Genomic DNA, 14,530 nt, shown 5'->3' with positions numbered 1-14,530 from the left:
ATATCCTCTATTCTTTTGGGATAATAACTGTGAAAAGCGTTGTTCCCGCTTTTGTTCTCTCAAAAAAGATATGACCATCTAATACTTCTACAGCTTGTTTGATTAAATATAATCCATAGCCGCGGTCTCTCCCTTTTGTAGAGAATCCCTTTTTATATAACATATTAGCGGTTTCCTCAGTAATTCCTTCTCCAGTATCCTCAACTTCTATGATTAGTTGCTCTCCAAAATCGGAAAGGCTGATTTTTACTATTGGCTCATTTGTTTTAGAATCAACTACAGCATCCATGCTATTGTCTATTAGATTACCCATGATCGTTACTAGCAATTGTCTATCGATCGAGTTCGGAATATCTTTTAGATGACTGGAAGGATCAATCGTAAACTCAACTCTCAACTCTTTTGAACGATTGAACTTTCCAATTAACAGTCCGCCTATATAAGGATCAGAAATATGATTCATAATAAATTGTGTGAAATGCTGATGAACATTTGATTCTTTCGTAATAATATCTTGTGCTTCTTGATAAGAACCTAGCTGAATAAGTCCGGATATTAAATACAGTTTATTAGAGAACTCATGTGTTTGAGCTCTTAAGCCTTCACTATAGCTTTTCACTTGCGAGAGTTCTTCATTTAATTGAAAAAGCTCGTCTCTATTCCGAAAAGTCGCAACAGCCCCTACAACTTGATCATGATCATCAATGATCGGAATTCGGTTTGCAACAACTTTCGTGTTTCCGAGCTTCATCTGTTCGTCAAACTCATTTTTCCCAGAAGCAATAACATCAAGTAATCTTGTATTTGGAATAGCTTTCAATACATTTTCTCCTATTAACTTCTCACTATCTGTTTCAAGCATCTGAAGTGCAGTGTGATTGGCAAGGGTTATCTCACCTTCTCGATTTACAGCAATGACACCTTCCCTAATGGCTTCTAAGATCGCGCTTTTTTCTTTGTACAACATCCCGATTTCTTTAGGTTCTAAGCCATGTGTCGCTCTCTTCACACCTTTAGCGATCAATACGGAACCTATTATGCCTAACAATAGTGTCAAGATGCCTACAATGATGATCTTTAACTTATAAGGCCAAATCTCTTCTTTGATTTGATCAGTTAGAAAACCTACTGATACTAATCCAATGATCTCACCATCATTGTTTCTAATCGGAGATTTTCCCCGTACAGCTGGACCAAGCGAGCCAGTTGCTTCCGTTATACTTGGTTCACCCGATAAGGCTTTTTGGTTGTCCCCACCTACCATTTTCTTTCCAATTCGTTCTTTGATTGGGTGTGAATAACGAACACCTTCTTTGTTTCCCACTACGATATAATGAGCTCCTGTTTTCATTCTGATTTTCTCTGCATAGGGCTGAATACTTTTGGAGGGGTCATCACTTTCAAAAGCTTCAAGAACAAGTGGATTATTACTTACTGCATAAGAAACACTTAGCGCTCTCTCCCCAATCTCACTCTTCATCGTGTCTTCAAACATATTTTGAAAGATAACTGCTAAAATAGTGATTACTACAAAGATTAGGGAACAGCTGATGAGCATTAATTTTGTTTGAAGTTTCATTGTTTCCCTCCGTAAAAATAGAAAAGACCTTCTAGAATAGAAAGTCTTCTCTACTAATCTTCTTTTATCCTTCAACATTCACGACAACATTTTTTCCTTTTAATCGGAGTACGAAAGGAACGAGAATCCATAGAACGGCACAAACCAGGAAAAACGCAGAAATGGGTTGTTGAACAAACACCATAAAATCTCCGTTTGAAGTTGTTAAAGCACGTCTCATGTTATTTTCAATCATTGGTCCTAAAACTAAGCCGAGTACAAGAGGAGCGATCGGATAGTCATGCTGTGCTAATAGATATCCTGCGAGTCCAAAGCCGATCAATAAAAACAGATCAAACGTTGTCACTTGTACCGCATAAACACCAAAAACTGAGATGGCAATAATGATAGGTAGTAAGTATTTCGCTGGTGTTTCAATAATTTTTGCAAAAACCTTAACAAGCGGCATATTGAGTATGAGAAGCATCAAGTTTCCGATAAACATGGAAGCGATAAGACCCCAAGCTACATCAGGGTGATCACTAAATAATAAAGGACCGGGCTGAACGTTATACATGATCAGTGCTCCCATAAGAATCGCTGTTGTTCCTGAGCCTGGAATTCCGAGTGTTAATAAAGGAATCATCGCTCCTCCTGAAGCTGCGTTGTTTGCAGACTCAGGGGCTGCCACACCTGCAATCGCTCCTTTACCAAACTTCTCGGGATTTTTACTTACCTTTTTCTCAGCAATATATGAAAAGAAAGAAGCAAGTGTTGCCCCTGCACCTGGTAAGACACCAATAAAGAATCCTAATAAAGAACCACGTGCGATCGGTCCAGCACTTTCTTTAAGGTCTGCTCTTGTAGGAAGGACTCGTCCTACTTTTGCAACCTTATCTGCATCTTCCTCTTTATGGAGAACTGTCTTAAAGACCTCACCTAATGCAAACAAACCTACAGCGACCGTTAAAAATTCAAGTCCACCAAATAGAACGGGAATGTCATAGGTAAATCGCGCCACACCAGAAACTGCATCAATTCCAATTGTGGCGATTAAAAGACCCGTTACAGTCATCATCCATGCTTTAGTGATCGATCCGCCTGCTAAACCGCTAACTGCGGCAAGCCCTAAAAGCATCAAGGAAAAATATTCTGCAGGTCCAAATTTCAACGCCATTTCTGAAAGCGGTTCTGCTAATAATACCAATCCAATGATTGAAACAATTCCGGCAAAGAAAGAGCCAATGGCTGCGATTGATAATGCAGCTCCTGCTCTTCCTTGTTTAGCCATTTGATAGCCATCAAGGGTTGTAACGACCGATGAAGATTCACCAGGTGTATTAAGTAGAATGGATGTAGTTGATCCCCCGTACATGGCACCGTAATAAACACCCGCTAAAAGAATGATTGAGCTTGTAGCTGCTGCAGATGGATCCATTCCACTCGTAAAAGTTGCGGTAACTGGAATTAAGAGTGCAACACCACTCATGGGTCCAATCCCTGGTAAAACGCCTACTGCCGTACCGATCAAGACACCGATAAAAGCAAAGAATATGTTATGTGGCTGTAGCGCTGTTTGAAATCCTTGCATCAAAAAATCCATAACACCCATATCAAATCCTCCTAACTAAACCAAATTGGCATTCCAGGCAAAGAGCCTTCCAACACAACTACAAATAAATAATAGACAAAGAATGAGAACGCCAAAGCAATTATTCCATTTTTTATCCAATTTCCTCTTTCCATCGCTTGAAAGGATACGTACAGAAATAAGGAAGTACTAATGATATAACCTAACATTTCAATAGTGCCTGCATAGAAAAGACTTGCTAGTAGAATGATCACAAACCGTTTGATCTGTAACTCTTCCGTTTTCTTCTTTTCTTTCTGAATACTTTTTAAAGATTCAAGAAAAAGTTTTATACTAAGGAGAATAAGAATAAGTCCTAAGAGAAAAGGAAAAACATTAGGTCCCACTTCACTTCCATAAGCACTTTTTGAGATATTTCGACTTTCTATTAAAAATGTTGCTCCTAGTAATGCAAATAAGATACTTGCATATCGGTCAAATTTTCCTGTTTGCAATTTACTTCCCTCCTTATTGGAAAAATGGAGAAGTAGAAATACTTCTCCATGTCACAAACTATTTATTCATGCCTAATGATTTCAACAAGTCTTCTACTTGTTTTTCTTGATCTTTTAAGAAGGTTTCAAATTCTCTACCATCTTTAAATTCCGCTTCCCAACCGTTCCGCTCTAGCTCGTCCTGCCACTCTTTACTCTCATTTAACTTCTTCAATGTTTTCTCCCAATGAGCTACAGCACTATCAGACATCTCTTTTGGTCCGAAGACACCTCTCCAAATCGTAAAATCAGCATCGATTCCAGCTTCTTTAAATGTTGGTACATCTGCAAGGTCACCTTTTAATCGTTCCGTTGAAGAAATACCCAGCACTTTTACTTTTCCTGCTTTTAAATATTCGCCTACGGCAGAAGCATCAGTTGCGATATAGTCTGCGTTCCCTCCTAAAAGAGCTGCAATCGCCTCACCACCACCATCATATGAAACATACTTAACTGTTTTAGGATCAATGTCAGATTTGTAAGCTGGAAGAACAGCTACAAGGTGGTCCATTGACCCCGGTGCAGATCCACCCGCTGCTGTAACGGATTTTGGATCTTTTTTCACAGCATCCATCAATTCTTTTAGATTATTATATTTAGAATCTTCTTTAACAACGATGGCGCCAAAGTCTTTTGTTAGTTGAGCAAGTGGTGTTGTATCCTTAAAGCCGTATGGACTGTTACCCTCTTTTTTCAAGTTGTTGATTAAAATTGGCGGGGAACTAATAAAAAGTTTATAATCATCCTTCTTATGCTGTGTAGCATATTCTGCTAAATAGACAGCTCCACCTCCACCGGGTTTGTTCTCGACTGTCATGGTTTGATCGACCATTTTAGTTTCACCAAGAATTTTAGACAGTGAGCGTGCTGTTAAATCCCAGCCTCCTCCAGCACCTGATGGAGCAACTACTGTAATCGGTTTTTTTGGATAATCAGATTCCCCAGCATTTGAACCAGATCCAGATGAACTACAAGCTGTAAGTGAAGAAAGTATAACACCTGCTACAAGCCATTTTTTCCATTTCATCGTTTTCATCATTCACATCCCCTTTAATTTTGATAGCGCTTTCATATCCCTTTTGATTATCCTATCACTCGCTTTATTAAATGGAAGTTTAAGGACATAAAATGCATTTTGTTCATATTGTTCACACAAAAAAAGACCACTAAGATTATCCTAGTGATCTAAAGCTTAATAAGTTTTTACCGTTTAGATGATTGAATATTTCTTCCATAAAAAATCTCGTCCATCTCAGCATTGATCAATCCTGTGATGTGTTTTTGAGTCTCGCTATCAATTTCATCTTTTGTATACCCAAAAAGGTAGTTATTAAGTTCAAAATTCTTTAACTTACACTTTGTGTGAAAGATATTTTCTTGATAGATATTTGTATCAATCATGGTATACGTTTCTTTAATATCTGCAGAAAGATAGTTTTGTATCGAATTGATATCATGATCAATAAATAATTTGTGACCTTTTATATCTCTAGTAAATCCTCTAACTCGATAATCCATCGTCACTATGTCCATATCAAATGAGTTAATCAGATGGTTAAGTGCTTTAAGCGGTGAAATTTCTCCACAAGTAGAAACATCGATGTCCGCTCTAAATGTACTAATTCCTTCTTCTGGATGAAATTCAGGATATGTATGAACAGTTAAGTGGCTTTTATCAAGCTGCATCACAACAGACTCTGGCATTGCTGTCGAATTTTCATCAAATGTATCAGTTGGCACTTCAACAATGGGACCTTCCGAGACAAGTACAGTGACACTAGCTCCTTGAGGCACATAATCTTGTTTGGCTATATTCAAAACATGAGCTCCTATCGTATCCGAAACTGTTTGCAAAATATTCGTAAGTCTTTCAGCATTGTATTGTTCATCAATATACTCGAGATATGCTTCTCGCTCTTCTCTCGTTTTTGTATAACAAACGTCATACAGATTAAAGCTAAGTGATTTAGTAAGATTATTAAAGCCGTGTAAAGTAATTCGCTGATCTGGTGAAATAGACATATGTTAGATTCCCCTTATGTTTAGACATTCAAGATTCATTACAACAATGATGGAAACATATCTATATTACCCATTTAAATGATTTGAAAAACAGTATGAGGTTGAAAAAGCGTCAACAGTGCTGTGTGATGGTTTGTTTCTAGCCGTAAATTAAGCATGTAAGTGGTGAATCCAAAAGTTTTGACTCTCAATCCACGAGTTCAGGGTGTAAATCCAAAAGTTTCTTACATCAATCCACGAGTTTTTGCTGTTTATCCGCGAGTTTACAATCCTCGACGTTTATCGACACATACCTCTTTCCGATTCAGCTAAAGGTTACAAGAAGCATAAAAAAATCCTCAAAAGCTTAGGTAGCTTTTGAGGATTTTTACATTTAGGCTTTCTCAACTTCAGCCACTGGAACAACCTTTTGGCGAATAAGCGGGAGCATCGTTAATATTCCAACTGCAAATAAAAGTGCTGCTCCTTCAAACATTAAGACAAGTGAAAACGTTTCTTTTAACCAACCGGTAATAGACATCGTAAGAACCATCGCACCCATAAATAGTGGATTTAATATTCCGTTCACACGACCTATAAATTTAGCCTCTGTATTCTGGAGAATTAGTGTATTAATACCAATGTGAACACATGGCATGAAAAGACCACTTATGAACTCGGCAGATAAGGTTAACCAAAAATGTTCGGAGAATCCCATAATCATAAATCCAATCGCACTTGCTCCCATTCCTAAAGCCAATAATAATTGTGGCTTTACTTTGCTCGCGATTCCGATGGTTAAACCTCCACCTAAGATCATTCCAGTACCGAATGCAGCCATGAGCCATTGAAGTTCTTCTTTTGGAAGACCAAGTTGTTCTGTAACTAAGAAAACGGTTAACGGCTGTGTCAAACCTAAAGCTAATCCGGCCACAGCGAAACATGCACCTAGTAAAGTTAAAGAGCGTCTGTTAAGCACATAGTTGAAACCTTCCTTCATCTCTAACCAGATAGATGGTTTCTCTTCTGTCTTTTCTACTTCTTCATCAGGAGGAAGTAATAATAGAATAACAGCAGACAATATGAACGCGATTCCCATGATTGCTATCGCTGTTGTAATCCCAAACTGCTGGTATACATAAGTCCCGAGAATAGGACCGAGAATCATGAATACAGCAAAAAGGGTTTGATACATCGACATGCCTAGCTGAACCATTTCCTCAGGAACATGAATCTTAAATAACTTCATACCTGATGGCTGAGAAAATTGTGACAAGATCGATGAAACGAGCGTTGCGAAAAATATGACTTTCCAACTTCCAAAAAGTAAAGTTAATAATACAACAAAGATGGAGACGGCGCTTAATAAATCACACCAAATCATCGTCTTTTTGGGTTTCCATCTATCAGCAAATGTTCCACCAATAAATGAAAATAAAAAGATTGGTGCAAACTCTGCGACGGATATTAAAGATACTGCGATTGGATTCTCGTTCGTTTTTTCAATCACATACAAGAGGATGGAATAGTTACGAACCCATATTCCAATCTGTAAAAAGAGAACCGAAAAAAGGATGGTACGAATGACTTTGTTTTGAAAAAGCATACCCATGGTGATCTTGGGTTTGTTTTGATCTTGATCCACTTCATTAATCCCCCTTATTTGAAGAACAGTTACTTCCACTCTCCAAACCAATGTTTCCATTTAATTAAAATTATATCCTTTAATGGTGGAGAATCAATTCCTTTTTGTTTCTTGAATTCATTGTAACTCGCAAAACCTATGAGAAGGATACCTGTTAATAGTAAATATACCCACCATGGCATGTTCCCCCAATATGGGCGTGTTTGAACGAAGACATTTAGAAGCAACATGATCAATCCACTAAAGAAATAACTTTTTTGTTTTGAAATAAATCCATAAATAATACTAGCAAATGATAATGAACCAAGTATGATTGCATCCATGACTTGATAGCTGTCTATTGCATCGATCATCAATGTTATACCTATTACACCAAGTAACACATATTGGATCAGATCAGCTACATGGTCCGATATGTCCCACATTCTCCGTGTGATCACATAACATAATAAGATCCAAGGCAGTACCATTAATTCAGTTTGAATAATCACAGGAACTTCAAATTGCTCAAGTAATGAATAATAAGAGAACAGGACAAGCAAACTGGAACACGTTTGGAGTATTCTCTTTCCGATCAAAACATTCAAGAATCGATTTCCTTGAACATAGAAAAGAATAGCAAGTATGACAAGACCAAACGTTGTTACGAAATTTTCAGATCGCACCAATCCAATAAGTACATGAATCATTCCAAAAACTGCAAAGAAGTCAAATTGAAGAAAATCAGATTGGCTGTATAGCTTTTTATAGAAATACATACCTGCCAGTGAAATGAGTATGCCTGAGGTGAACCAAGCAATTGAATACATCTCATTGGCTATTCGATTTATTAACAACCATTCCTCTAAATCTATCATGAAGTATATCAACAAGAATACTGATGCGTATTTCCAGTATTTTTCTAACGATTGATAGAACACTATAAACCCGACTAATACAGCTGCATGGATAATAAGAAACTCCTCATCAGACCCTCTAATCGTTATATACTCTCCTAAGAAAATGACAGAAAAAGGTACAATGAAAGCTCTAAATCGCTTTCTCCATTCATTGTTAAGAACAAAGTAGAAACTAGCTAGAAGTATGCTGTAAACAACAGGACCTTCATGAGTGAGCCATGTTCTAATAAAGTATTGGAAACCAATTGCTAAAAATATTAAACTAACGTAAAGATTATATCTGATCTCATATTCCTTACGAGAACGAAACAGGTAAATTCCATACACTGTGGCAAGTAAAATAAACGGAACGGTTGAAGTTGTAACGAGTAAAGCATAAGCACCTATGAGTAAGGTGGTTAAGTGCGATACAACTTTCATTGGATATTCACTGCTTGAGTCAAATTTATGGAATACCTCGCTATTTATTAATAACAAAAAGGAAATAATGATGAACGCATAAACAGATTCATCTGTACCTAAAGAAAATCCAAGCAGGTCAGCAACATAACTCAGTGCAAAGAACAAGGCAATCTGAATACCAGAGAACCCGATCGCCCAATTAAAATGTTTAGTGAAGAACCATAGCACTACCATTAGAAATATGGATGATAGAATCTTTATCCACGTAAAATCACTTTCAACTAAAAGAACAAGAAAATTTAAAGTCGTCGTTATCGTTGTCATTGAAATAAATGAAGTTGCCAACTCCTTATTACTTCTTTGCCAAAGGTAGACAACTAAAGTGATAACACTACCCAAAAGTAAGGAGTACGATAATGTCGGTAATGGGAAGTATTTTATGCCCAAAAGGCAGAAAATAAAAAAAGTGAAGATCGGTACCAGCCAGGTGGTTACCATTTTTTCTTTTCCATTCTCAATCAAGAAATGGCGAACAGATAGAATCGTTAGAATGACAGAAATCATACTTCCTTGCCCATAGTGAGCGAGTTCCAACGATAATAAAAAACTAATTAGTAATCCTCCACCCCCTACAAATAGGCTTGCTCTGTTCAGTGGTTTGAGGTACTGACCGATTGAATAAGATAATGTGCTTGAGATGCCGATTGCTAAAGTCCAATAATCATCAAAGTGTTCACCCGACATTTGATACACTTCCATAAACGCACAGAATAGGTAAAATGGCGCTAAATATTTAAAGAAAGAAAAAGTAGAGTTGTAGCTTAAAAAAATAAAGTTTCCTGCTAAAACAAGATACCCTAACAACAACCACACACTGCCTTCTTCAACAGATAACATTACGCCTTCTACGGTTATATATAAGAATGCAAGTATAGAGATTACGCCATTAGCAAGCTGATAATATTTTTTTAATCCTGTGTCTGAAAAATTAGCAACCACTACGAATACAATCGGTATAATCACGATTAAAAACAAACGATATTCGACTAACAGAGAGTTTTGAATCAATTGATAAAGGCCATATGTGATAAACCCGATAAAGAACAGTTCGTATTCTTTTCTTTGATTGACCATTCTCATCGATAAGTATAATGCAGCAGTTAAAATGATATTGAAGCTTTGGTAAAGCTGATTTTCAAATAAAATTAAAATGAACAGTGTCGATAGAATTAAGTTTGCTTGTATAAACAAGGGCAGGATTTGAAGAAATATAGATGGGACTCCTTTTTTGTAATGATATAAAAGAATAAACCCTATATTTCCTGCAGCATAAACAAAATAAAAAGCTTCCTTTGTTAAGCCGAATGACAGGATTAAATACGCATATCCAATCACAATAGCAACATAAGTAATCCAGCTAAATAGCTTGGATTTAAAGTAAAGTCCAAAATAATAATAGATTGGAGTACAAACAATAGCTGTCATCACGCCTAATATAAATCTTCCCTCACCATAAAAACTGAGCCAATCTCCAAATAATTCAAAATAACCAGCAGAAAGCACAGTGATTGGAATAAACAGAGCAAACAGAACAAAGAACGTAAAAGCGGTTTTTCTGATCTGAAGTACTTTTTCCGATAGAGCACCAAAACCTCCAAACAATACGGCAATTCCACCAACTAGCATTGTTTTCGTGAACGAACTAAACACATCCCAGTTGCTTGTCGCTAGAGTAAGCCCCCCTAATAAAAGCATAATCACTCCAACTGTCATTATGCTTGTAATAATTCTCTCTCTTCTTTGTTCAGCTGTGATTTTCACTTTCGGCTGTGTAGGTGGAGGAGTTATTGTTTTTATTGGTTGTTTGTTTTGTTCTGGTTCTTCCATCGTAGCTTCTGCTTTATGTACAATCGTATTAGCTGTTTCTTTTCTTCTAATATCTTCTCTATATCTGTAATAGCCATCAAGTACGTTTAAATAATCCTTCTTTTTAACATATCCTCCCTCTTTTAATTCGTTAAGATCTTTAATAAACCTGGACTGGTCCATCATACGGCCCCCTAATCTTCTCCTCTGTTGAATGTATGTAACAAAAAGAAAAGAGATAACATGTAGTTATCTCTTTTCTTAACTTCTATATCATCGTTATTATTTTACATTAATTACCTATACAAGTCACGAATAACTAGATTCAAAAAGTTCTCCTCACCCCTTTTCTTTCTCATCATATTCTGTATTACATTACGAAAGGGCTAATTACCCATTTCACAGGGGAGGAATAGAGATGGGCGTTGAATTAACAGCGCTGCATTGGATTTATGTTGTGTTTATCGGTTTAATCATTGGTTTTATGGTTAAGAGACGTGATACTACACTCATTAGTATTCTCGGTATCTTCTTAATCTCTATTGCGGCTACGAGTTCATTAACTGGTTCTGTCAGCAGTATTTTTAATAGTTTTATCTACGCGATCACTGAGCTTCTTCCAACGATTCTTGTTATATCCATCATTGTTGCCATGAGCAGAGTGTTGACCTCTACAGGCATTAATGATGTAATGATCTCTCCATTTTCAAAACTCATTAAGACTCCCGGACTCGCTTATTGGACGATAGGAATTCTCATGATGGTCATCTCTTGGTTTTTCTGGCCATCTCCTGCAGTAGCACTTATGGGTGCAGTTCTTCTTCCTGTTGCCATTCGGGTTGGACTTCCTGCACTGGGAGTAGCCATGGCTATGAACCTATTTGGTCATGGTATAGCTCTCTCAGGAGATTTCATCATTCAAGCTGCACCGAAATTAACAGCTGATGCTGCAGGTTTACCCGTAAATGAAGTAATTCAAGCAAGTATCCCACTCGTGTTTGTCATGGGTCTTGTAACAACAATAGCTGCATTTTATTTTTTAAAACGAGATTTGAAGACAGGAAAGTTAAACGCAAATACGGGTTTTACTGCTAATCCAGTAAAAGCTCCAAATGAACAGGATGTAAGTTTGTTGTCAAGTAAGCAAAAACGGTTCTTTGCTCTGTTCATTCCTGTCATGTTTGCTCTTGATGTAGCGGCTATGTCCATTTTTAATCTTCAAGGCGGAGATGCAACGGCATTAATCGGCGGTACCTCTGTTTTAATTCTTCTTTTAATCACGATGGTCAGTCATAAGAACAAAGGATTAGAGAAAACAACTTCTTATATGATTGATGGCTTTCAGTTCGGATTTAAAGTATTTGGTCCTGTCATTCCAATCGCCGCCTTCTTTTATTTAGGTGATTCAGGATTTGCTAAAATAATTGGAGATTTCCTTCCAAAAACATCTCATGGAATCGTAAACGATCTTGGTGTAGCACTTGCGTCTGTTGTCCCTTTAAGTAAGGAGATAGGTGCCATAACATTAACCACTGTTGGCGCTATTACGGGTCTCGATGGGTCAGGATTTTCCGGAATCTCACTGGCAGGGTCGGTCGCAAACATATTTGGTACGGCAATAGGAGCAGGAGCTGCAACTCTAACTGCACTTGGTCAAATTTCGGCCATTTGGGTTGGAGGCGGCACACTCGTCCCATGGGCGTTAATTCCGGCTGCTGCCATCTGTGGAGTTGATCCATTTGAACTTGCCAGAAGAAACATCAAACCTGTTTTTATCGGATTAGTTGTAACTACCATAGTGGCGATATTTTTGATTTGATAGAAAGAAAAAGGAGTAGGCTGATTGCCTCCTCCTTTTTTTTTACTCAAAATGTATCTTTGACAAACTTAATAAATGCATTCATATCTTCTTGTGAAGCAAAACCAGCTTGAGCAGATCTATCATTTCCACCGCCCTTACCATTAAATGAACGAAGATTCTCTTTAAAGAATGTACCGCAAGAAAATTGAAAAGAACCGTCATGCATTAAGATGACTCGATTTTCCACTGTGGAAGCTAGTAAGATCAACAGAGATTCCTCACTTGCGATTTTTATTGCAAGATCTTTTGTATCCTTAAAGCTCTTATCATCAAAAGCATGTAAAAGTAACCCTGTTTCAACTTTCCCGATAAGCTCTTTACTTAAAAAATGATTATTCTCCTCTTTAAGTCGTTTATTTTCTGACTCTAATTCTTTCTGATTGTGCTCCCATTTTTCAAGACGATTTATAACTTCATCTCGTCCGGTATTAAACATGCTTGAAATCTTATGTATCATTTTCAGTGCTTCATTATAGTCTTCTAGTGCCCGTTGACCACATTTAAAATGTAAACGTGTTGCTCCCTTTTGTTTTTCAGCTTTCAGAAGCTTGATAATACCGATTTCAGCCGTTGATTGAACATGAGTACCCCCACATGCGTTATGCTCGATGCCTTCAATTTGAACGATTCGAATGTTCTCTGTCACTTTAGGCATCTTTAATAAAGGTAATTGTTGTAGCTCTTGATCGGAAACAAAATAGGTATGGACCAATCGGTTTTTATAAATCTCATGATTAACCGCTTTCTCAATGGAATCCATCTGTTGTTGGCTCAGTTTGTCTATTTCTATATCTATCGTTGCAATTTCAGAACCTAAATGAAAACTAACAGTCCGTGCATCATACAGAGAATAACAAACTGCAGACAACAAGTGTTGTCCCGTATGATGCTGCATGTGGTCGAACCTTCTATCCCAATTTAAATGGCAGATTACTGAAGAAGTTTCAGGTAGTTTTTTTACCTTATGAATGACTTCATCATTTTCAATAAAAACATCGAGTACGTCACTTCCACTAATCGTACCTGTATCAAACGGCTGACCACCACCCGTCGGATAAAATGCGGTAGTTTCTAAGATAACAAACCATTCCTCTTCTTTTTCAAAAGTGGTTTTTACATTTGTTTCCCAAGTTTTTGTATATGGTGAAGAATAATATAATTTTTCAGTCATAGCTTTTCATCCCTTCTTGCTCATTATTCATAGTTTAACGAAATGGAGAGGTGAATTAAACAAAAAGAAGAAAACCTAGATGGTTTTCTCCCTTAGAGATGGTGACACGTTATCATATTTATTTGAAATCTGTATAAATACGGATTGCATCTCTTAAAAAAACGGCGGTTCCTGGCTGTTCTTTATCATAATAGGCAGTGAAACGTTCATCGTCCACATACATTTGTGCAAGATTCGCATGAGCTTCTTTGCTATATTCGTGCCAGTACAACATCAACCACTCCTTGTGAAGCTCAGCTGCCTTTTGCGCTAAATCTCCAGCAGGGTCTCCTAGTTTAAAAGCTTCAGCAAGCACCGTGTGAATTTTCTCAGCAAGTTTTGTTGCATTGTCATGCTCACTTTGAGTCATATTCAAAACTTTTTTATTGGATTGATCGATAACTTGATCTCCATATTTATCACGGATCTCTTTACCAAATTTTTGTTCGTTTTCCTCAACCATCTGTTTTTTAAATCCTTCAAATTTTTCTTTATCTTTCATCGTTATTCTCCCTTCGTTCGCAGCGATGGTCTGCTCTACATTCAAGATCAGACGGTCTAACTGTTCTCGTTTGTTCAGGAGTTTTTCACGGTGTTCACGAAGTGCTTCAGCTGTTGAGAAGCTTTGCGATGTAATGATTTTTTTAATTTGATAAAGTGGAAGGTCCAGCTCTTTATAGAACAAAATCTGCTGAAGTCGATCTACTTCTGCTTGACCATATATTCGATATCCTGACGAATTTATTCTTGCCGGCTTAAGAATATCTATCTCGTCATAATATCTTAATGTTCTCGTGCTTACTCCCGCTAGTTGCCCAAGCTTTTGTACAGTGTATTCCAATGTGATCACCTCCTGACACTTTAACTCTAAACCTTTACGCTGCGTGAAGGTCAATGGGGATCCGTAATTTAAACTGATGAAAAACAATATATTCTAAACACCCATAAAATGGTAAAATTAGAT

10 protein-coding genes are annotated in these 14,530 nt (G+C 37.2%); 1 reads left to right on the top strand and 9 read right to left on the bottom strand.

The genetic code is table 11. From position 1 onward, the window contains the following. Nucleotides 1-7: 7 nt before the first annotated feature. The 7 genes from ABE65_RS09910 to ABE65_RS09880 form a co-directional block, all read right to left on the bottom strand. Complete coding sequence (locus ABE65_RS09910) at nucleotides 8-1,579, bottom strand: ATP-binding protein (RefSeq protein WP_066394215.1); 1,572 nt, start codon at nucleotides 1,577-1,579, stop codon at nucleotides 8-10. A 64-nt stretch (nucleotides 1,580-1,643) separates the two neighbouring features. Continuing rightward, nucleotides 1,644-3,170 (bottom strand): tripartite tricarboxylate transporter permease, encoded by a 1,527-nt coding sequence (locus ABE65_RS09905; protein ID WP_066394213.1) that lies wholly within the window; start codon nucleotides 3,168-3,170, stop codon nucleotides 1,644-1,646. An 11-nt stretch (nucleotides 3,171-3,181) separates the two neighbouring features. Beyond that, nucleotides 3,182-3,643, bottom strand: a complete 462-nt coding sequence (locus ABE65_RS09900; RefSeq protein WP_066394211.1) for a tripartite tricarboxylate transporter TctB family protein — start codon at nucleotides 3,641-3,643, stop codon at nucleotides 3,182-3,184. A 58-nt stretch (nucleotides 3,644-3,701) separates the two neighbouring features. Next, the gene (locus ABE65_RS09895) at nucleotides 3,702-4,718 is read right to left on the bottom strand and encodes a Bug family tripartite tricarboxylate transporter substrate binding protein (protein WP_066394209.1); all 1,017 of its coding nucleotides are present in this window, start codon (nucleotides 4,716-4,718) and stop codon (nucleotides 3,702-3,704) included. 167 nt (nucleotides 4,719-4,885) lie between these two features. Beyond that, nucleotides 4,886-5,704 carry an adenosylmethionine decarboxylase gene (gene speD / locus ABE65_RS09890; protein WP_066394207.1) on the bottom strand — a complete coding sequence of 273 codons (819 nt, stop codon included), beginning with the start codon at nucleotides 5,702-5,704 and terminating at the stop codon, nucleotides 4,886-4,888. Nucleotides 5,705-6,077: 373 nt separating this feature from the next. Then, nucleotides 6,078-7,295, bottom strand: a complete 1,218-nt coding sequence (locus ABE65_RS09885; RefSeq protein ID WP_066399996.1) for an MFS transporter — start codon at nucleotides 7,293-7,295, stop codon at nucleotides 6,078-6,080. A 62-nt stretch (nucleotides 7,296-7,357) separates the two neighbouring features. Further along, complete coding sequence (locus ABE65_RS09880; RefSeq protein ID WP_156499149.1) at nucleotides 7,358-10,681, bottom strand: hypothetical protein; 3,324 nt, start codon at nucleotides 10,679-10,681, stop codon at nucleotides 7,358-7,360. A gap of 232 nt (nucleotides 10,682-10,913) precedes the next feature. Between ABE65_RS09880 and ABE65_RS09875 the strand changes: the two genes are divergently transcribed. Beyond that, nucleotides 10,914-12,314 carry a hypothetical protein gene (locus ABE65_RS09875; protein WP_066394203.1) on the top strand — a complete coding sequence of 467 codons (1,401 nt, stop codon included), beginning with the start codon at nucleotides 10,914-10,916 and terminating at the stop codon, nucleotides 12,312-12,314. Nucleotides 12,315-12,360: 46 nt separating this feature from the next. Here ABE65_RS09875 and ABE65_RS09870 read toward each other — a convergent pair whose 3' ends face one another. Together ABE65_RS09870 and ABE65_RS09865 are read right to left on the bottom strand one after the other, a co-directional pair. Next, complete coding sequence (locus ABE65_RS09870) at nucleotides 12,361-13,527, bottom strand: alanyl-tRNA editing protein (RefSeq protein WP_066394200.1); 1,167 nt, start codon at nucleotides 13,525-13,527, stop codon at nucleotides 12,361-12,363. A 118-nt stretch (nucleotides 13,528-13,645) separates the two neighbouring features. Beyond that, nucleotides 13,646-14,407, bottom strand: a complete 762-nt coding sequence (locus tag ABE65_RS09865) for a MerR family transcriptional regulator (RefSeq protein ID WP_066394198.1) — start codon at nucleotides 14,405-14,407, stop codon at nucleotides 13,646-13,648. Between the last annotated feature and the right edge of the window lie 123 nt (nucleotides 14,408-14,530).

It is taken from the genome of Fictibacillus phosphorivorans (assembly GCF_001629705.1).
Lineage (GTDB): Bacteria > Bacillota > Bacilli > Bacillales > Fictibacillaceae > Fictibacillus > Fictibacillus phosphorivorans_A.
The sequence above is the reverse complement of the archived record's forward strand: the minus strand, read 5'-3'. Positions and strand labels throughout refer to the sequence as shown.

Coding starts and splice junctions, on each gene's coding strand:
- ABE65_RS09910 (WP_066394215.1), bottom strand. CDS start 1,579: ATGAAACTTCAAACAAAATTAATGCTCATCAGCTGTTCCCTAATCTTT.
- ABE65_RS09905 (WP_066394213.1), bottom strand. CDS start 3,170: ATGGGTGTTATGGATTTTTTGATGCAAGGATTTCAAACAGCGCTACAG.
- ABE65_RS09895 (WP_066394209.1), bottom strand. CDS start 4,718: ATGAAAACGATGAAATGGAAAAAATGGCTTGTAGCAGGTGTTATACTT.
- speD (WP_066394207.1), bottom strand. CDS start 5,704: ATGTCTATTTCACCAGATCAGCGAATTACTTTACACGGCTTTAATAAT.
- ABE65_RS09885 (WP_066399996.1), bottom strand. CDS start 7,295: ATGGGTATGCTTTTTCAAAACAAAGTCATTCGTACCATCCTTTTTTCG.
- ABE65_RS09880 (WP_156499149.1), bottom strand. CDS start 10,681: ATGATGGACCAGTCCAGGTTTATTAAAGATCTTAACGAATTAAAAGAG.
- ABE65_RS09875 (WP_066394203.1), top strand. CDS start 10,914: ATGGGCGTTGAATTAACAGCGCTGCATTGGATTTATGTTGTGTTTATC.
- ABE65_RS09870 (WP_066394200.1), bottom strand. CDS start 13,527: ATGACTGAAAAATTATATTATTCTTCACCATATACAAAAACTTGGGAA.